This window comes from Mesorhizobium intechi (genome assembly GCF_002879535.1).
Classification (GTDB): domain Bacteria; phylum Pseudomonadota; class Alphaproteobacteria; order Rhizobiales; family Rhizobiaceae; genus Mesorhizobium; species Mesorhizobium intechi.
In genome coordinates, this window is sequence record NZ_PNOT02000377.1 from 1 (window position 1) to 18,326 (window position 18,326).

General features: G+C 60.6%; 14 protein-coding genes, 2 pseudogenes and 1 riboswitch. Of the genes and pseudogenes, 7 read left to right on the top strand and 9 right to left on the bottom strand.

The window, feature by feature from the left end:
• Positions 1–258 precede the first annotated feature (258 nt).
• Together C1D09_RS31730 and C1D09_RS31735 are read right to left on the bottom strand one after the other, a co-directional pair.
• Entirely contained in the window at positions 259–1,374 is a 1,116-nt protein-coding gene (locus tag C1D09_RS31730; RefSeq protein WP_246135613.1) for a threonine aldolase family protein, read from the bottom strand.
• Between the two features lie 47 nt (positions 1,375–1,421).
• Positions 1,422–2,297, bottom strand: a complete 876-nt coding sequence (locus C1D09_RS31735) for an AraC family transcriptional regulator (protein ID WP_143972506.1) — start codon at positions 2,295–2,297, stop codon at positions 1,422–1,424.
• A 144-nt stretch (positions 2,298–2,441) separates the two neighbouring features.
• Here C1D09_RS31735 and C1D09_RS34000 point away from each other — a divergent pair.
• The 5 genes and pseudogenes from C1D09_RS34000 to metE form a co-directional block, all read left to right on the top strand.
• Positions 2,442–2,669: pseudogene (locus C1D09_RS34000) on the top strand (transposase); the annotation flags it as partial.
• A 437-nt stretch (positions 2,670–3,106) separates the two neighbouring features.
• Positions 3,107–3,766, top strand: coding sequence for an OmpW/AlkL family protein (locus C1D09_RS31745; RefSeq protein WP_425463392.1), 660 nt, complete (start codon positions 3,107–3,109; stop codon positions 3,764–3,766).
• A gap of 95 nt (positions 3,767–3,861) precedes the next feature.
• The gene (locus C1D09_RS31750; protein ID WP_143972509.1) at positions 3,862–5,094 is read left to right on the top strand and encodes a cytochrome P450 family protein; all 1,233 of its coding nucleotides are present in this window, start codon (positions 3,862–3,864) and stop codon (positions 5,092–5,094) included.
• Between the two features lie 5 nt (positions 5,095–5,099).
• A pseudogene (locus tag C1D09_RS31755) lies at positions 5,100–5,354 on the top strand (cytochrome P450); the annotation flags it as partial.
• Positions 5,355–5,615: 261 nt separating this feature from the next.
• A riboswitch (cobalamin riboswitch) is annotated at positions 5,616–5,815 on the top strand.
• 116 nt (positions 5,816–5,931) lie between these two features.
• Positions 5,932–8,262, top strand: a complete 2,331-nt coding sequence (gene metE / locus C1D09_RS31760; RefSeq protein WP_143977891.1) for a 5-methyltetrahydropteroyltriglutamate--homocysteine S-methyltransferase — start codon at positions 5,932–5,934, stop codon at positions 8,260–8,262.
• Positions 8,263–8,970: 708 nt separating this feature from the next.
• Here the strand turns inward: metE and C1D09_RS31765 are convergent.
• Together C1D09_RS31765 and C1D09_RS31770 are read right to left on the bottom strand one after the other, a co-directional pair.
• Positions 8,971–9,219 carry a DUF982 domain-containing protein gene (locus tag C1D09_RS31765; protein WP_143977883.1) on the bottom strand — a complete coding sequence of 83 codons (249 nt, stop codon included), beginning with the start codon at positions 9,217–9,219 and terminating at the stop codon, positions 8,971–8,973.
• Between the two features lie 270 nt (positions 9,220–9,489).
• Positions 9,490–9,792 carry a DUF982 domain-containing protein gene (locus tag C1D09_RS31770; RefSeq protein ID WP_064987298.1) on the bottom strand — a complete coding sequence of 101 codons (303 nt, stop codon included), beginning with the start codon at positions 9,790–9,792 and terminating at the stop codon, positions 9,490–9,492.
• A 241-nt stretch (positions 9,793–10,033) separates the two neighbouring features.
• Here C1D09_RS31770 and C1D09_RS31775 point away from each other — a divergent pair, with 241 nt between their 5' ends.
• The gene (locus C1D09_RS31775) at positions 10,034–10,498 is read left to right on the top strand and encodes a Ros/MucR family transcriptional regulator (protein ID WP_143977884.1); all 465 of its coding nucleotides are present in this window, start codon (positions 10,034–10,036) and stop codon (positions 10,496–10,498) included.
• A gap of 251 nt (positions 10,499–10,749) precedes the next feature.
• Here the strand turns inward: C1D09_RS31775 and C1D09_RS34170 are convergent, their stop codons facing one another.
• From C1D09_RS34170 to C1D09_RS31795, 4 genes are all read right to left on the bottom strand, one after another.
• Entirely contained in the window at positions 10,750–11,349 is a 600-nt protein-coding gene (locus tag C1D09_RS34170; protein WP_143977885.1) for a cold-shock protein, read from the bottom strand.
• A gap of 372 nt (positions 11,350–11,721) precedes the next feature.
• A complete protein-coding gene (locus C1D09_RS31785) occupies positions 11,722–12,714 on the bottom strand; it encodes an adenosine kinase (RefSeq protein ID WP_143977886.1) in 993 nt (330 codons plus the stop codon).
• A gap of 101 nt (positions 12,715–12,815) precedes the next feature.
• On the bottom strand, positions 12,816–13,991 hold the full coding sequence (gene metK / locus C1D09_RS31790; protein ID WP_143977887.1) for a methionine adenosyltransferase: 1,176 nt from the start codon (positions 13,989–13,991) through the stop codon (positions 12,816–12,818).
• 58 nt (positions 13,992–14,049) lie between these two features.
• The gene (locus tag C1D09_RS31795; RefSeq protein WP_143977888.1) at positions 14,050–15,387 is read right to left on the bottom strand and encodes a serine hydroxymethyltransferase; all 1,338 of its coding nucleotides are present in this window, start codon (positions 15,385–15,387) and stop codon (positions 14,050–14,052) included.
• A gap of 939 nt (positions 15,388–16,326) precedes the next feature.
• Here C1D09_RS31795 and C1D09_RS34175 point away from each other — a divergent pair.
• Positions 16,327–16,452, top strand: a complete 126-nt coding sequence (locus tag C1D09_RS34175) for a hypothetical protein (RefSeq protein ID WP_281288666.1) — start codon at positions 16,327–16,329, stop codon at positions 16,450–16,452.
• Between the two features lie 546 nt (positions 16,453–16,998).
• On the opposite strand, the gene C1D09_RS31810 is transcribed toward C1D09_RS34175, so the two are convergent.
• A partial coding sequence (locus C1D09_RS31810; RefSeq protein WP_143977890.1) for a DUF6119 family protein occupies positions 16,999–18,326 on the bottom strand: 1,328 nt, incomplete at its 5' end.

Genomic DNA, 18,326 nt, shown 5'->3' on the forward strand with positions numbered 1-18,326 from the left:
ATATATTACAGGCATGCAGGATTACGGATGACCTGAGGTGAATTGCGCCAATGAGGGATCTTCTTACGGAAAAGCGACCGGGTTACTCCGTAACCGTACGGTGCAGCCGCCTTGCCGAGGTAAGATGAATTTGCAGGTCTGAGCCTGGGACAAAAGATACAGCCTGAGATGCTCGTGCGGCCAGAACGCTCGGACATTGCAGTCGAGCAAAGAGGACATCCGTGACGGGCGGCGAGAGCGCTCGACGGTCGCCACAACTCATTCGGCGCCAGCCGGAACACGAGCCGAGCCGACCGGTGCGCAGAGGCTGGTTGCCGCGCCGATCAAGTCGGACACGTCGGCCTCGGTCGTCGCGAAAGAGGTGACGAACCTCACGATCCCAGGCTCCCAGCGATCATGGTAGAAGCGGAATCCCATATCGAGCAGCCCTCGGATTAGGGACGTGGGAAGTCGGCAGAATAGGATGTTGGCCTCGGGACGCTGCTGGATTTTCACGCCAGGCACCAGGGCCAACCCCCGCGCGAGCGCCGATGCCATGGAATTGGCATGGGCCGCGTTGCGAAGCCAGACACCGTCCCTCAGATAGCCGTCCATTTGCGCCGCCATGAAGCGCATCTTGGAACTCAACTGGCCGGCCCGCTTTCGGCGAAAGGCGATCGTGCTCGCGAGATCTCCGCGGAACGAGACGACCGCATCGACCCCAAAGGTTCCATTCTTCGTGGCGCCAAACGACACAAGGTCGACGCCGGCCTTCCACGTCATCTCGGCCGGCGAGCAGCGCAGAGTGACGAGGGCGTTGGCGAAGCGAGCACCGTCCATGTGGAGCGGCAGGTTCGCTGACCGGCAGATATGGCTGATGGCCTTGATCTCGTCGAGCGCGTAGACCGATCCCATCTCGGTCGCCTGCGTGATGCTGACGCTGGAGGGCTGGACCGAGTGGATGTCGCCCGCCATGCGCGTTGCATTGGCCGCCAAGGCGTCGAGGTCGATTTTGCCAGCCTCGCCTGGAAGCTGCACCAACTTCGCACCGGCGGTGTAGAACTCCGGCGCGCCGCACTCGTCGCGGTTGATGTGTGCGTCGGCGTGCGAGAGGATGCTGCCCCATGGCGGCGTCATCGCCGCGAGCGCCAGCGCGTTCGCCGCCGACCCCGTCGAAACGAGGAACACGTCGACCGCATGCTCGAACATCTCGGCGAGCTGGCGCTCGACGGTATGCGTCAGCTCATCGTTGCCGTAGGGAAGCGCCTGACCCGACGCGCACGCGGTGATGGCTGCGATCACCTCGGGGGAGACGCCGGCGATGTTGTCGCTGGTGAAGCCGCGGGGGCGGGTCTGCTTGCTTTCGTTCATAGTCTTGACGCTCGTTTCATCCATTGAGCGTCCAAGCTAGACGGTTCGCCGCGCGCTTTATTGAACGATATTCAAACCGAGAGGTAACGCGCCGGCGTCACGCCCAGCACCGCCTTGGTGTGCCGGGTCAGGTGGCTCTGGTCCGCGAACCCGACCGCGACGGCGACCTCGGCGACGTGGTGACCTCGCCTCAGCAGCCGTCGCGCCTCGTCGATGCGGACCTGGATGAGGTAGCGGGTGGGGGGCAACCCGAAATGCGCCTTGAAGCCCTCGATCAACGTCGCCTTGGAGCATCCGGCGAGGGCGGCCAGGGCGGCGAGCTGCAGAACTTCGTCAAAGTGGGCATGGATGAAGTCACGCACGTCGCGGAACCTCGGCGGCACGAATTTTGGCTCAGCAACGCGCGACCCGCCGGCCTCTGCGAAGACGTGGGGCAGGAAACGGATCAGATACTCCTCGATCTCCAGTGCCGAGCTATGCCCATGTTCAAGCAGGCGCCAAAACGCGCTGAGGCCGTGTGCAACTGGGGCATTCTCCTGGAACGGGCTCTTGAAGTCGATCGTTCCGGGTTCGTTTTGGCCGCTGTCCTCAAGGACTTGCCGGACAAGGCCTTCGGGCATGTAGAAGATCTTCTGGCTCCAGCCAAGATCGTCACCAGCACCCCCGAAATGCGGTTCGCCGGGCGCGAAGGTCGCGACGGTGCCGCTACCGGCGTGCCAAACCTCACCTCGGCACCAGACATCATGGACGCCTCGCTCGATCAGGCCGATCAGATACTCATTGTGGACGTGCTTGGAGAAGTCCTGCCAGTGATAATCCGCCGCCAGGTAATCGAGCCCGCCAAGGACGTCGGTGTGCTTCATCACCGCACGATTGCGCGGCGGCCGCCCCGGAGGTTCAGAACGGCCGCGCGCCTTTTCGTCGCATTCTACGGCGGTATCGGCCACTTGATGATCAATCCGGGTCGGTCGTCACAACGATATCGTTCTCTCGTAGCGAATTTCAAACCGAAGCAGTATTAATTGCCGCCCGAAGAGGGGCCTGCTGCAGGGGCAGCGGATTGGCGGGATTAATCGTGTTTCAAGCTTGGGATGTGGACCCGAGCGACGCGTGGCCGGATGGCCGATATCGAGAAGAAGACCAAACGCTATCCCTTCCGATCTGACGGATGAGGAATGGTCGCGGATACAACGTTCCTGCCGGGCGCGGCCAAGACCGGGCGGCGCGTGGTGACGGACCTGCGCGAGGTCTTGAACGCGATCCGCTACAGGGCCCGATCGGATGGCGGCTGGCGCATGCTGCCAAAGGACTTCCCGCCCAGATCGGTCGCGGTCGAGACGCCTTACGGTCACGCCCTCCGACTGCGCCAACTGGCTGGAACGTTCCCCGGCCTGACGGCGAAGCAGCAGGCGACGATCAAGGCGCTGAACGCAGAATACGCCAAAACTCGAAGCCGAGTACGAGCGTGCCAACGAACTGCCGGCCGATGTTGACGAACGGCTACCAGGGGCGGGTACGGCTGCACTCATTGTCGGATCTTCGACGAAGTCGGACATCAGACACAGCGCTATCAGAGTGACCGCATTGTTTTGCAATCATTTTCTCATTTGGCACGACACATGCGGGGGCTATCCCGCATGAGCGCTCCGTCAATCTCGATTGATGCGAGCAGGATTCAATCAAGGCGCAGTGCGTCGCTTCTGAAGATCAAGGAGAGAAAAGTATGGCGAGAGCGCGAATTGGCGTGGCGCGGGCAATGACAGCGGCTGTCGTCCTCATCGTTGCGGGACAGGCCGGCGCGGCAGATGTTCATCAAGCCGCGAGCGTCCCGCAGGCAGAAGCCTGCGTCGCGGAAGCGCCAAGCCCCTGGCAGATCCGCCTGCGTGCGTTGGGGGTGATCACCGAGGATTCGGGCTATGTCAATGCGGTGCCCGGCTCCGGTCTTTCCTATTCGAACACCGTGACGCCGGAACTCGATATTTCGTATTTCTTCACGGACAACATCGCCACCGAACTCATACTCGGCACCACCTATGCCAACATCGATGGCCAAGGTGCGATCGGCGGGCTGGGCAAGGTCGGCAAGGTTTGGCTGCTGCCGCCCACGCTCACATTGCAGTATCATTTTACCGATTTCGGCGCCTTCAAGCCCTATATCGGCGCCGGCGTGAACTATACGATCTTCTATCATCAGCAAGCCGGCAGCGCCGATGATCTCAAGGTCAAGAATACATTCGGCGCCGCGCTGCAGGTCGGATTCGACTACATGGTGGACCAGCACTGGGGCGTCAACTTCGACGTGAAGAAGCTTTTCCTCAAGCCCGACTTCGACGTCACTGTCGCCGGCGCCAAGCTCACGGGCAAGGCCAAGCTCGATCCCTGGTTGATAGGCGCAGGTCTCACCTACCGCTTCTGAGGACGAAGCACACGGGGGGGCACTTTTCGAAGTCCGCGCGCGGATCATCCGTGCCGAGAAGTGGATCCGCGATGGTTCTTAGGGGAGTTGTTGGCATGCGCGTAGAAAACGATCATTGCGACGTGATCGGTGTGCCGGCGGCTCCCACGCAACTTGATCGTCTTTCTTCCGCGATTCTGCAGCAGGGGGGGATGGCGCGAGTGTCGCTGCCAGGCGATGTGGTGACCTGGGCGGCAGGCCGTCACCAGACGCTCAGGCAGATGCTTTCCGACCAGCGTTTCAACAAGGACTGGCGACAGTGGCGTGCGCTGCAGGACGGCGAGATTCCCGAGGATCATCCGCTGATCGGGATATGCAAAGTGGACAACATGACCACGGCGCACGGCGCCGATCACCGGCGCTTGCGCGGCCTGCTGTCCAGCAGCTTCGCGCCCAGTCGTATCGCCTTGTTGGCGCCACGGGTCGAACAATGCGTCGATCGACTCCTGGCCGAGATGGCGCAGCGCGGCGGCAGTGCCGATCTGATGTGCGAGTTCGCCGCTCCGCTGCCCACCAACGTGATCGCCGAACTGTTCGGTTTGCCGGACGAACAGCGCGAAGAGATCGTCGCGCTCACCTACAGCCTGGCCAACACCTCCGCCACAGCCGAAGAGGTGCGACAGACGCGGCAGCGCATCCCGGAGTTCTTCCGTCGCCTGATCGCGCTCAAGCGGGGCCAGTCCGGCGATGATCTGGCTTCGGCCCTGATCGTCGCGCGTGACAAAGGCGAGCTCGTTTCCGACACCGAGCTCATCGACATGCTGTTCATGGTGCTCTCCGCGGGCTTCGTGACCACCGCCGGCGTCATCGGCAATGGCGTGCTGGCATTGCTGACGCATCCGCAGCAACTGCACCTGGTGCGCAGCGGCCAAGTTCCGTGGTCACAGGCGATCGAGGAGATCCTGCGCTGGGGCAGCTCAGCGGCCAATCTGCCGTTCCGCTATGCCACCCAGGACGTGGAGATCGACGGATGCATGGTCCGCCGCGGCGACGCCGTCCTGATGGCGTTCCATGCGGCGAACCGGGACGAAAAGGCCTTCGGTCCCGGCGCCGACAGGTTCGATGTCACCCGGTGGCACAACCCGCATTTGTCATTCGGCGAGGGGCCGCATTCCTGCCTGGGCGCTGCGCTGGCGCGCCTGGAATTGCGCTGCGCCTTCCCCGCGCTGTTCGGGCGGCTGGAGGACCTGGCGCTGACCATCGCTGCGGAGGACGTCGTCTACATGCCGTCTTACGTCATTCGCTGCCCGCAGCGCCTGCCGGTCAGCTTCCGCCCTTCCGTCGCTTAGAGAGTGCGGCATTCACCCCGGATTCGGTGATTCTCGGTTCGCCGGGGTGGCTGGTCTCGCACGAGGGGGGCGAGCATGCCCGGTTAAGCACGATCGTGGCGCCGGCCTTCAGCAACCGCAGGGTGAAGCTGCTCGCGCAGCAGGTCGAGGCGATCGCCGCGCAGTTGTTCGAGACGCTGGCGGCCCAGCCCCAGTCCGCCGACCTGAGGCGCCACCTCTCCTTTCCGCTTCCGGACATGGTTATCAGCGTGCTGATGGGCGAGTGCGCAAGCACGCCGAGCGAAGCCGAGCGGGGAACAAATACCGGGATTCCCGGCGGACCGTGACGACCTGGCCCGACTTTACGCCTTGGGCCCGGCGACCTCCATCTGATCCGGGGACAAGGACCTCTCCGAGCCTGCACTGATGAGAGGCCGCATCGAATGCGGCTTTGGGCGAAAGAGACCGATCAGCGCAAGGGCATTATTCGCATCATCACATAAACATCTTGTTATATGTATTGACAAGGAGCGAAGCGGCTGTGATTGTGCGTATGTCATGGTTCTCCGCGCGGCACTGCCGTAGCGGAGCTAAGAGGGAAGCCGGTGCGATGCCGGCGCTGCCCCCGCAACTGTTAGCGGCGAGCCAAGCCCATTGGTGTCACTGAGGCGAACGGCCTCGGGAAGACGGGCAGAGGCTTTGACCCGCGAGCCAGGAGACCTGCCACGACGAACAACGTCCACGGGCGGGGTGTCTCGGTGGTCGCAGTAGCCCGGCTTCGTGCCGCCTGCTCGCGCGTTCCTTGTCCCCACGCCCCAACCATCGGGGTATGGCATGACTGTCTCTCAACAAATTCCTGTGGCAACGCTCGGCGTGCCGCGTATCGGTCGACGGCGGGAACTCAAATTCGCGCTTGAAAGCTACTGGTCCGGAAAATCTCCCGCTGCCGACCTGCTCGCGACGGCGAAGGCGCTACGCGCCGCCAGCTGGAGGGAGCAGCACGATCGCGGCGTGTCGAAAATCCCGTCCAACGATTTCTCGCTTTATGACCATATGCTCGACACCGTCGCCATGGTCGGCGCCGTGCCGGCACGATACGTCTGGACTGGCGGCGAGGTCCCACTCGATACCTATTTCGCAATGGCGCGCGGCAACCAAGATCACGCCGCTGATTGCGGATATGCCGGTGACGAGCATGCGGCCAACGGGCATGGCCTTGCCGCGATGGAAATGACCAAATGGTTCGACACCAACTATCACTACATTGTGCCGGAACTTACCGACGATCAGAGCTTTGCCCTCTCGTCGGCGAAACCGGTCGATCATTTCCTCGAGGCCAAGGCGCTCGGCATCCACACGCGCCCGGTCCTGCTTGGACCGGTTACCTTTCTCAAGTTGGCGAAGTCACCTGAGGAAGGTTTCAACCCTATCGCGCTCCTGCCACGGCTGCTGCCCGTCTACGAGGAGCTCCTGCGGAGGCTGAAGCTCGCGGGAGCCGATTGGGTGCAGATCGATGAGCCGGCGCTCGTGGTCGATCTGGTTCCCAACGAACGGGATGCGCTCCAATTCGCCTACTGCCGGCTGTCAAAAGCAGCACCGGAGTTGAAGATCATGGTCGCTACCTATTTCGGATCGCTGGGAGACAATCTCGAGACCGCAATTTCTCTGCCCGTGGCGGGACTGCACGTCGATCTCGTGCGCGCTCCAGAGCAGTTGGAGACCGTCGGCCGGCTCGCGCAGAAGGAACTTGTGCTCTCGCTCGGGCTGATCGACGGCCGCAACGTCTGGCGCGCGAACCTGCCTGCCATACTTGACCGCATCAAGCCGATCGTCGCCGGCTGGCCGTTGGACCGCGTGGAGATCGCCCCGTCCTGCTCGATGCTGCATGTGCCGATCGACCTGGACATGGAGACGGCACTCGATGCGGATGTGAAGTCGTGGCTCGCCTTCGCGGCGCAAAAAACCGACGAGCTGGTCGTGCTCGCCCGTGCCCTGGCTGAAGGCCGGGACGCGGTCGCCGCCGAACTAGAGGCGTCGGCTGAGGCTGCCGCCGCTCGCGCGACATCCGCTAAGGTGCATGATCCGCTCGTCGAAGGTCGGGTCGCCAGCATCAAGGTCGCCATGACGCGCCGGAAGAGCGCATTCGCCGTGCGCTCCAAGCTTCAGGGCGACACGTTTGGCTTGCCATCCTTCCCCACCACAACGATCGGCTCCTTCCCGCAAACAGCCGAGGTTCGCAAGGCGCGGGCAGCCCATGCCAAGGGCGAGCTGAGGTACGTCGACTATGAGGCCTTCCTGAAAAAAGAGATAGAAGCCGCCGTTCGCTGGCAAGAGGAAATCGGACTCGACGTGCTGGTCCACGGCGAATTCGAGCGCAACGATATGGTGCAGTATTTCGCTGAGCAGCTCCGCGGCTTTGCCTTCACGCAACATGGGTGGGTGCAGAGCTATGGCTCGCGCTTCGTGCGACCCCCGATTATCATTGGCGATGTGTCGCGACAAAATCCGATGACACTACATTGGTGGCGATATGCAAGGTCGCTGACGCCGAAGCCGGTGAAGGGCATGCTTACCGGCCCGGTGACGATCCTCAACTGGTCCTTCGTCCGAGACGACCTTGCCCGCTCAGCCGTCTGCCGCCAGGTCGCGCTCGCCATTCGCGATGAAGTGAGCGACCTCGAAAAGGCCGGCGCCAGGATGATCCAGATCGACGAAGCCGCACTGCGCGAGGGCTTGCCGCTGCGCGAGGCCGACTGGGAGGCCTATCTCGACTGGGCCGTCGAATGCTTCCGGCTGGCTTCAACGGCCGTCGGCGATGCGACCCAGATCCACACCCATATGTGCTACTCCGAGTTCGGCGATATCGTGGACGCGATTGCCGCAATGGATGCCGATGTAATCTCCATTGAAACCTCGCGCTCGCAGATGGAACTGCTCGATACGCTTCGAACCTTCAAGTATCCGAACGAGATCGGTCCTGGCGTCTATGACATTCACTCGCCGCGGGTCCCGGAAGTGGGGGAGATTTCCAACCTTATCATGCTTGCGCGCGAGCGATTGTCGGATGGGCAACTGTGGGTGAATCCCGACTGCGGTCTCAAGACGCGCCGATGGGAGGAGGTCCGCCCTGCCCTGATGAACATGGTGGCTGCGGCACGCGCAATTCGGAAAAAAGCGCAGACTGGGTGATGCTCGGTGACACTCGCCGGCGGTGAGCGGCAACGCCACACCGGGCATCGAGGGGGAGTCTATCCGGCGCACCCAGGGCAATCGCGCTGCCGGTGACGAAGCGCCTCGGCAAGCTTGGCCTGGCCGCGGCCCTTGTTACGGCGCGTCGAAGTCAGCTTTCCAGACTTCGCCGTTGGCTGGCGATCGAAGGAGGCTTGGCCTCAAATGAGCCGGCCAGAAACGAGGCGGCTCACCGCCAGCCAGTTTCGGATTATTCCGTATCGGGATCATCCAGTATCACTATCGTCTCCCCGACCTTGATCGCCGAAACCCCGTTCCCGACCATCGGGAGAGGCATCGGCGATCACGCGGCGCCGGTCCGCGGAGCGTGTTCCGGGAAACCGGATACAGGGCTAAGCTGGGGAAGGTTCAAACGGCACTTCTGGAGACTATTGAGGCGGCATCGATGCTCTGCCATCTGCAGCGGGCCAACTCTCCTTAATGGCCCCGTCTGCCTCTGTCTCCAACGATCGCCGCGAAGGCGAAGCCGAGCGGCCGCATCTGGCTGGCGGACCCCTTGTGTTTTGATGGTGAAGATCCGGCACCGGGCCAGGAAAGCCATCGGGGAAAGTGCGGGGTTGGCTTGCTCCTGGCGGCCGGCGGGGGTGTTCGGACCGCGCCCAATAGCGACGCGCAGATGGCCGAGATTCATGGGCGGCGTGCTAAATCTCAATCGCTGCGCAAAATGCGTGCTTCGAGCGCGGCTGCGACGAAGGCTCGTCGAGCGGCTGGTGAATGGGTCTTACCGCGTAACACCTGCAGACAGGTGTCCATCGCTATTCTGCGTTTATCGGTCTCATGATGCAGATCCCGCAGCAAGATAGCGGCCGCGTCGTTGACGTCGAACACGGTACGCTCCGAGCTGCGGCGGCTAACCTGAACAACGACTGGTCTCTCAAATCTGATCAAGCCGGTCATCCCCATCCTCCACAGCCACTATGCGGCAAACAGCCCGGGTCGCATTTCTTTACTCAGCCGAACGCGACCACTGCCTGCAGCCGCCGAACCTCGCCCTTGGCGACGAAGCGATCGCTGTGAGGCGCGTCTGGCCATGGTCAGCTTGCTTGCGATCTGCGGTTTTACAGTCGGTGGTGAGGAACTGCTTCTCATTCGCGTGGTCTAGTTGTGAAGCCTGGACATAGTGCACTGTTTGACGCGCCTCGCCAGTCTCAAACTCGTCGTCGAAGTCTACACCTGCACTTTTCCACTGCCCGATCTGCAGGCGGCGATCCACTGCATCGCGGAGGTTGGATCTTCCAATATGGCGACCCGCTTCGCAAAGCCGAAAAAGGCATTGCGCGCCGTGCTTACCGGCTTGCGCCCATCGTATGCATCGTAGCATGCCCTCAGGGCGGCTTCGTGGATCAGGTCTCTGCGATCTTCCGGCCATTCATTGAGAAAATCGATTGCATCCGCAAGGCCGGCAATCTCTTGGATGATGTGCGTTGCGCGCCTCACGAAAAGCGGGCTGCTGAAAGCTTTAGCATTCATTAGTTCCTCCAACCTTCCAAATAGTCAATTTGTGTGAAGAGGCGCCGCATCGACGCGAGGCGACCCTGACACAATGTGTTGTCAGGGCGATGACGGTTCAAGCGGAACATCCGCGACTGCGGCCGGGTGCGTAGCGATCCGCCACATCCTGCAATGGCTTTGGTTGCCATCAAACGCTGTCGTCACTATTAAGCTACGAAGTGATTCTCACCGCCTAGTCCAAGCCCGCAGGAGCGTTTTTATGACCGAAGAAACCGAGAGCAAAGCTGACAGCCTCATCGAACTCACCGCCCATGTCGTCTCAGCCTATGTTTCGAACAATCCGGTTCCCGTCGGTGAACTGCCTGGGCTTATCGGCCAGATCCACATCGCATTGAAAGCCACAGCTGGTGGTGCCGCACCAGAAAAATCGGAAGCTCTCAAGCCTGCCGTACCGATCAGAAAATCGGTTATGCCCGATTACATTATCAGCCTTGAGGACGGTAAGAAGTTCAAGTCGCTCAAGCGTCACCTGGCCACCCACTATGGCCTTACGCCCGACGAATATCGCGCGAAATGGGAGCTGCCGGCGGACTATCCCATGGTGGCGCCGAACTACGCTGCGGCGCGCTCGGCATTGGCCAAGACCATGGGTCTGGGCCGCAAGCCGAAGGAACCGGAAACGCCGGCACCTGCCAAGCGTGCCGGCAAGAAAGCCGCAGCCTGACCGCAGTTTTTTCAGGATCGGCTAATCGGATCCGGCATCATTTCGCACTCGCGAGATGAAATTTGTGCGTTGCAATATCCGCGACGATCGGTATGATCATGGTGTCGGCCATCTACTCCTCCCAGATGTGGTGCCGACGCTGAATGGGGCGCACCTCCTCCCGCGTCTCATTCGAAATCGAGCCCGCTGCCACCTCCTCCCGGTAGCGGGCTTTTTCTTCTGAGGCGCGATTTCGGTAGGGCCATTTGGCTCTAAAGGAGGCGAATGCTCCGGACTTCCAGGCCTTTCTTGCCCTGTCCGCATTGGACAAACACCTTCTGGCCCTCCATCAGCATGCTTAGTCCTGAGCGGGTCAGTGCTGTGGCATGAACGAAGATGTCCTTCTCACCGTTTTCAGGAGCAATGAAGCCGAAGCCCTTTTGGGGATTGTACCACTTGACCGTGCCCTCGCTCTCCAACTGGGCGCTCGTCCCGGCGGTGGACTCTCCAGTGCAACGCGTATGGACTTGAGGTTTCGCGGTCTGATCGCCGACCTCCAGCACTTGCGTGACCTGATGACCTCTTGGACTTTCTTCCGTTGTGACCTTGAGACGCGTTGCCTCGGAAACACCGCGGCTCCCGGCCGCCTCCAGCACCCGGATGTGCAGATAGGCCTCGATGCCCTCCGGCAATTTGACAAAGCCAAAACCCTTGCTGGTGTTGAACCAGATCACTTCGGCGTCGACAGGATCCGCGGTTACGATTGTCGAACGCTGAAAGTAGCTCGGCTCGGAAGACCGTTCGGAAAAAGAAACCGCGTCATCGTCATGACGATACCGGCGTGGCTCACGATGGTCTTTATATTTGCCCATGATCGTCCGACTGGCTTGAACAACGCACTGCGCTCCCGGCAGAATAATCTCAATCGGCGATGCGTTGATGTCAATTCACCAGTTGGCCTCTTAGCCGCTCGATCGCATCACGATCCCGGCCGACCTGTTGCCACACGAGGTCGACGATGGCGGGTGAGCAATATATGCGATAGGTCGAGCTGCTGATACGAACGCGTTCCCTATATCGCACGGCAAGAGGGTCGCGCTGAAGGGCGGGCACCGCCATCAACCTTTCGATCGTGACATTCAGCCGCTGCGTCCCACGCTGATGCGCATCCGACATTTCGATTTACACGCACTTTCCCGCACAGTCCGCAGGAGGGGAGAGATGCTCGTCGTTGAATCGCCCGGCTAGATCAACCCCGCCTGCTCGGCCTCGCGGCGCAGATTCTGCCGTGGCCTTGGGCCGATCTGCTGGATTACCAATCCAGCCGCCAGTGAGCCAAGGTCGCCGCAGGTCTTGAGGTCGCGGCTTTGCGTGTAGCCATGCAGGAAACCGGCGGCATAGAGATCGCCGGCGCCTGTCGTGTCGACCAGCTCCTTGATCGCGGTCGCCTTGATCACCACGGTCTCGTCGCCGCGCACGATGACCGAGCCTTTTTCCGATCGGGTGACGGCGGCGATCCGGCAATCCCCGCGGATCTGCGCCAGCGCCTCGTCGAAAGACGACGTCTGGTAGAGCGACTTGATCTCGTGGCTATTGGCAAAGACAATATCGACGGTGCCGGAACGCATCAGCTCGAGGAACTCGTCGCGGTAGCGGTCGACGCAGAACGAATCCGACAATGTCATAGACACTTCGCGGCCCGCAGCGTGCGCCAGTCTGGCCGTCTGCCTGATCGCCTCCTTGGCGCGCGGTGGATCCCACAGATAGCCCTCGAAATAGGTGACCTTGGCGCTAGACGCCTTGTCGGCCTCCACATCCTCCGGACCGAGTTCGACGCAGGCGCCGAGATAAGTGTTCATCGAGCGCTCGCCGTCTCGCGTGACGAAGATCATCGAGCGTGCAGTTGGCGGCTCGCCCTTGAGCGGCCGGGTATCGAACGCGACACCCTGCGCATGGATGTCGTGGGTATAGATTTCGCCGAGCGGGTCGTTCGACACCTTGCCGAAGAAAGCGGCGCGGCCGCCGAAGCTGGCGATGCCCGCCGCAGTGTTGCCGGCGCTGCCACCGGAGGCCTCGATCGCCGGACCCATGCGGCTGTAGAGCAGCTCGGCGCGCTGTGTGTCGATGAGGTTCATCGCGCCCTTGATGATGCCGTTGGTCTCGAGGAATTCCTCGTCGCACTGGGCGATGATGTCGACAATGGCATTGCCGATGCAAAGCACGTCATAATCCGGCATCAATGTCTCCGCCAACTACCCACCGGCTTTCTGCTATGCCGGGCAGGCGCGGGTCTATCGAGTTGAAATGGGTTGCCGCATGCGCTTGACCCAGCGGGCCCTCACGCAGCTGCCGGTCCTGCTTCACGCAGCAAGTCGTCGGCTCTGTCCGTCTTCTCCCAGGTGAACTCAGGCTCTTCACGGCCGAAGTGTCCGTATGTCGCCGTCTTGCGGTATATCGGGCGTAAGAGATCAAGCATCTTGATGATGCCTTTCGGTCGGAGATCGAACAGCTCAAGAATAAGGCGCTCGATCCGTTTTTCCTCGATCCTTGCGGTTCCGAAGGTGTTGACCATGACAGAAACCGGACTGGCCACGCCGATCGCGTAGGCAAGTTGAACCTCGCAGACCTCCGCAAGGCCGCTGGCAACGATATTCTTCGCGACATACCGGGCGGCATAGGCGGCCGAGCGGTCAACCTTGGACGGGTCCTTGCCCGAAAAGGCGCCGCCGCCGTGACGCCCCGTTCCACCGTAGGTGTCGACGATGATCTTGCGTCCAGTGAGACCGCAGTCGCCGGCAGGCCCACCGACCACGAACCGCCCTGTTGGGTTGACCAGAAATCTGATCCCCGAAGTATCCAAGCCCGGCGGCAAGAGCGGCTTAATGATCTCCTCAATGACGCCTTCGCGGACTGTATCTTGGGAGACCGCCGCGTCATGCTGCGTCGACAGGACTATGGTGTCCAGCGCCACCGGGCGGAGACCATCGTAGCGTACGGACACTTGAGATTTCACGTCTGGACGCAGCCAGCCGAGCTGTCCCGTTTTCCGGATCTCTGCCTGTCTTTTCGTCAAATGATGAGCCAGTTGGATCGGCAAGGGCATTAATGTATCCGTCTCGTTGCAAGCGAATCCAAACATGAGGCCCTGATCCCCCGCCCCCTGCTCGAGATCCTGCCCTCGTCCTTCATCAACGCCCTGGCTTATGTCGGGCGACTGCTCGGTGAGAGCCAGAACGACGGCGCAACGTCGACCATCAAAGCCGATGGCATCGTCGTCGTAGCCAATATCGAGTATCGTATCGCGGGCGACTTGGCTGTAATCGATCTCCGCGTGGCTGGTGATCTCGCCAGCCAGAACGACCATCCCTGACTTCACCAACGTTTCACAGGCGACGCGCGCCTTCGGGTCGGTGCGGAGGATGGCATCGAGGATGGCATCCGAGATGTTGTCTGCCATCTTGTCGGGGTGTCCCGCGCCGACGGATTCGGAAGAGAACACGAACTGCCTGGTCATGGAATGGCCTCGCTTCAAATGTTGGAGTCGGGTGGGGAGTTTCTGGATTCGGGCGGCCTTACCGGTCGCCGATGCCGGGAACATCGAACGCAGCGCAGAAGTCGGCAACATCTCTTCGCACGTTGGCATGAACTTCCTCGTCGTCGGGGTGGCGGCAGACCAAATCAATGAAAGCGGCGATCTGCACCATTTCCCCTTCACGCATTCCCATGGACGTCACTGCCGGCGACCCCAAGCGGATTCCGCTTGTGACAGCCGGGTCGCGCGGGTCTCCCGGCACCATGTTGAAGTTCGTAATGATGCCTGCCTTGGCCAGGCGCTCGGCATAGGCTTTGCCCGATAGCGGCCGGGCCCGCAGATCAAGGATCAGCATGTGATTGTCAGTCCCGCCGGTGACCAGGTCATAACCACGGTCCAGAAGCGCCTGGGCTAGCGCCTTGGCATTTTTGACGATCTGCTGTCCGTAGGTGCGGAAAGACGGGGTCGCGGCCTCCTGCAAAGCGACAGCTAGCGCGGCGATGGTATTCACATGAGGCCCGCCTTGCAGTTGAGGAAAGACCGCGCGATCTATACGTTTGGCGAGATTATATTTGCTCGTCGGATGATAGAGCGCCTGATAGCGATCTTCATTCTTCGACAAAATAAAGCCTCCACGGGGCCCGCGGATCGACTTGTGAGACGTGCTGGTGACGACGTCGCAATGGGCCACGGGATTCGGATGCGCTCCGGCGACAATTAGGCCGCTGATGTGCGCAATGTCGGCCACGAGATAGGAGTTCGCCTCCGCAGCGATTTCTGCCATTGCCGCGTAGTCAAAGACACGCGGGTAGGCAGTTCCGCCGACCCAAATGAGTTTCGGCCGTTCCCGCCTGGCGGTCTCGCGCAAGCGGTCATAGTCAATTTGCTGCGTCTTATCGTGCAGCCCATAGGGGACGCGTTGATAATCAGTGCCGGAAAAGTTGACGGACCACCCATGAGTCAGATGGCCCCCTTCGGGCAAAGGCAGCCCCATGACTTTGTCATGGGGGCTCAAAAGCGCGCGATAGACAGCCTGGTTGGCTGGTGAGCCCGAATAAGGCTGGACGTTGGCGTGCTCACTGCCAAATAGCGCCTTCAGGCGCTCGATCGCGAGGGTCTCAAGCTCATCGACGATCTCGTTTCCGGCGTAGTAGCGCGCACCTGGGTAGCCCTCGGCATACTTGTTCGCGAAGATAGAGCCGGTCGCTTCCAGTACGGCTGAGGAGGCAAAGTTCTCAGATGCGATGAGTTTGAGCATCGTCCGCTCTTGCCGCCTCTGTCGTAGAAGCAGTTCGTGAACGCGGCAATCGACATGGACCAAGGAAGACCGTCCGAATGTGCCGGGCTCTGCGATGGCTACGTCAGCGGAGTTATTCATGGTAGTTTCGCACTCCCACCTAGGCAGATCTTTTCACGACAAGCAGCAGTCCCCTTCGACCACGCGTCTTGTACCGCCTCGAGCCGCTCCAGGTCCCGCTCATGATACTCATCGTCGTGGGGTAGGAGATCGACCAAGAATTGAATCAACCCTCCGTCCCGGCCCCCAGCATTGAGATGATATGAGGACCAAGGACGTTGTCCGTTGCCGCAAAGAAAGTTGGCTTTGGCGAGCATCCGGACGTGTCGCGCAACGCGCTCCCGACGAAGATCGAGAATCGTAGCTAGTTCGCGGACAGTCAGGTCGGCATGCGCGCAAAGGCCCAGGATCCGTAGGCGATCAAGATGTGCTGCTGTCATTAGGCGATCGACAAGTATCATCATTGGTCAGAACGACACCAAATAGAAGAACCGAACCTCGTCCGCTTGGCTTTTGTCATCTCGCGCTCTTCGAAAATTCTGTTCGGCGGAGGAACACGAACGCACCAGATTTATGCCGCCACTGAACTTGAAACTGTGGTGTGATCGTACCACTGACAGCGAGTTGTGTTCGCAAAGTTTGCGTAAATTTCCTTGAAGGATCTGTTGCAAGGCCTAAACAAGAACGCAACGAGACTGGCGAGGTGCTGGTAAGACGGCAAGCTGGCAAACTGCTTGGCCAAGAGGGAGGCAATCGGCGCCACCTTTCCGCAGGCGACAGTGCTAACCTACATGGTGCACTTAGCACGGGGGCAGGCGGCGAGTTGCGTCCGGAAGCCGCCGCTCAGGCGGACCGCATCCGAAGGACCGGAACGAAGAGAAGGACCCGAAGCGAGAGCAGAGGGTTGCGGGACGTCGCGGCGGGCCTAAATGGGAGTGCCGCCTAACCCTGCGCCGCCGGGAAAGACACACCATAGAAGAGCTGCGCGGGTCTGACGACCCGCGCCAAGGCGGGAGCCGAATGGCTGAGACGCCTGAGCTTGCCGAAGAAAACGGGTTGATCGCGCCGCGAGGCGCGCTGACGCCATACGTCGAGAAATTCAATGATATCGAGACGCCGCTCTTCACCCTCATACTTGGCCACTAAGGATTGCGCGGACGCGCCATCCGGATATGCAGATCATCTCTTTCTCAAACCTTCGATCGCGAACGCGCCGCAATCGCCCTTATTCAGCACTTCGAGGGATGCCTGACGATTGTGGACGTCGATAGCGCGCATTCCTTTGTCCAGCTGGTAACTGCGCCTGATCTCGTGCCTCACCAATTCACGATTATAGTCTCGGCGCCGAACAGTACGACCGTGACGGACGTACCCTTCATCTGTCTTCGATCCAATGCTCGAAATCGCCCGCGCGGCGCTTCGCCTCTTCGAATTCCGCTTTGTCGCATGGAGGTGCTTTGCCTTTGGCGCAAATGATCCAAGAATTTCGGACCTGGGCTACACGATGAACGTCACGCTCGGCGCCCTTAGAGCCGGAAGCTGGCTATCCGCTATTGATAGGGCCAAGAAGCTGCCATTCCCATATCGACCTCGGTAGCGAGCCACCGGCCGGCGTAAGCCGGTGCATTACAGCCTAGAACAACGCGATGACTTGTTTTGGTCCCGAAGAGCCTCAGGCGGTTCACTGCAGGTTCAAACCGGATTGGCCTGAGCGAGGCCAACCCACAGCAGGCTTACGCCGTAGCTTATTCGCCGAAGCTGTTTCGAGATGCTCATCAGAGCCACCTTGCTGAAGAAGGGGAGCGTCGGATTTCCCTCATGCAAAAGCGCGTAGACGATTTCATAGTCGGCCGGATTGGGCCTCTCCGCGGGAATTATGCCGACGATCGCTGGCATTGCTTCCCGAATTTGTGCCCTAAGCGGTGGATGGTCGAGGAATGCTTCGGCGGATACCTGTCCTTGCAGGAACAAATGACTCAGCGTTTGTGACTTGCTACGGCGCTTCACATGCACGAGCTGCCGGCCACCGGTCAGAATGTCACAAAATTCGACCCGACCACGCTCTCCTTCGAAATTCACAAGGTTCTTGTCGTAGAGGTACATGCCGGCCTGGGCATTGACCGCGCGGGCATTGTAATCGCCCTCCTTCTCGCCGGCCGTGTAGAAAGGGAGTTGGAGGGCTGCCAGCGGAATTTCCGCCATAGCTGCGTTGACGGTGGCGACAAAATCGTCCTTGAGCACATACCATTCGTCCGATGCAAGGATGTGGAATTGGTCGTCGAACTGGACCTCGGCGCATAGACATTTGAACACGGACCAACGGTCATGGAAGGGCCCGTCGTCGCCTGCGACACGCACCTTATCCGATTTCATATCCGCAAGCGTAATCACATGTTCGCCATCGAAGAGAGCCAGATAATCGGAGAGACGAAGGTCGTCGAACGCATCCGCCCGTGAGCTGCCGGAGAATTTGAACCGATCGACGTTGTGATAATCGATGATTTCCGGCGGTGCGAGATGGATGCCGTCGAGCTGCCCATTCTGCAGCCGGGCGACAAGGTTCTGATTGAGTTCGTCCACGCGCGAACGATCCCGGATGGGCGTGATCTTGCCGTACCAAGGAAACAATTCCTGGTATGCTGAATCGTTGAATGAGTTGATGATCGTGAGACCCTTGTCATCGATTCCGTCATAATCGACTTCACAGCTCAGCTTGAGCCCGTCGCTACCCGTCAGCGTACCACCGAACGCTTCATCCCCTGATTTGCCGGTAATTGCCTGAAGGATGATACTCGATGTGTCGACGCCGAAATCGAAGATTTGACCAATGCGGCTGTTTTGCGAGCGGGTCTGGATGGTCGAGTCTTCGGGCCTACGCGTGTCGATACTCTTGATCCGCTCGCGGCCCAGCCGGTTCAGCGCCACCTTCAATCCGAACTGGCTCTCCAGCGCTTCCGGGCGAAGTTCCTGAAACCCCATGCCGAAACACACAGCAAGCCATCTGCGCTGCGGGTCGGAAT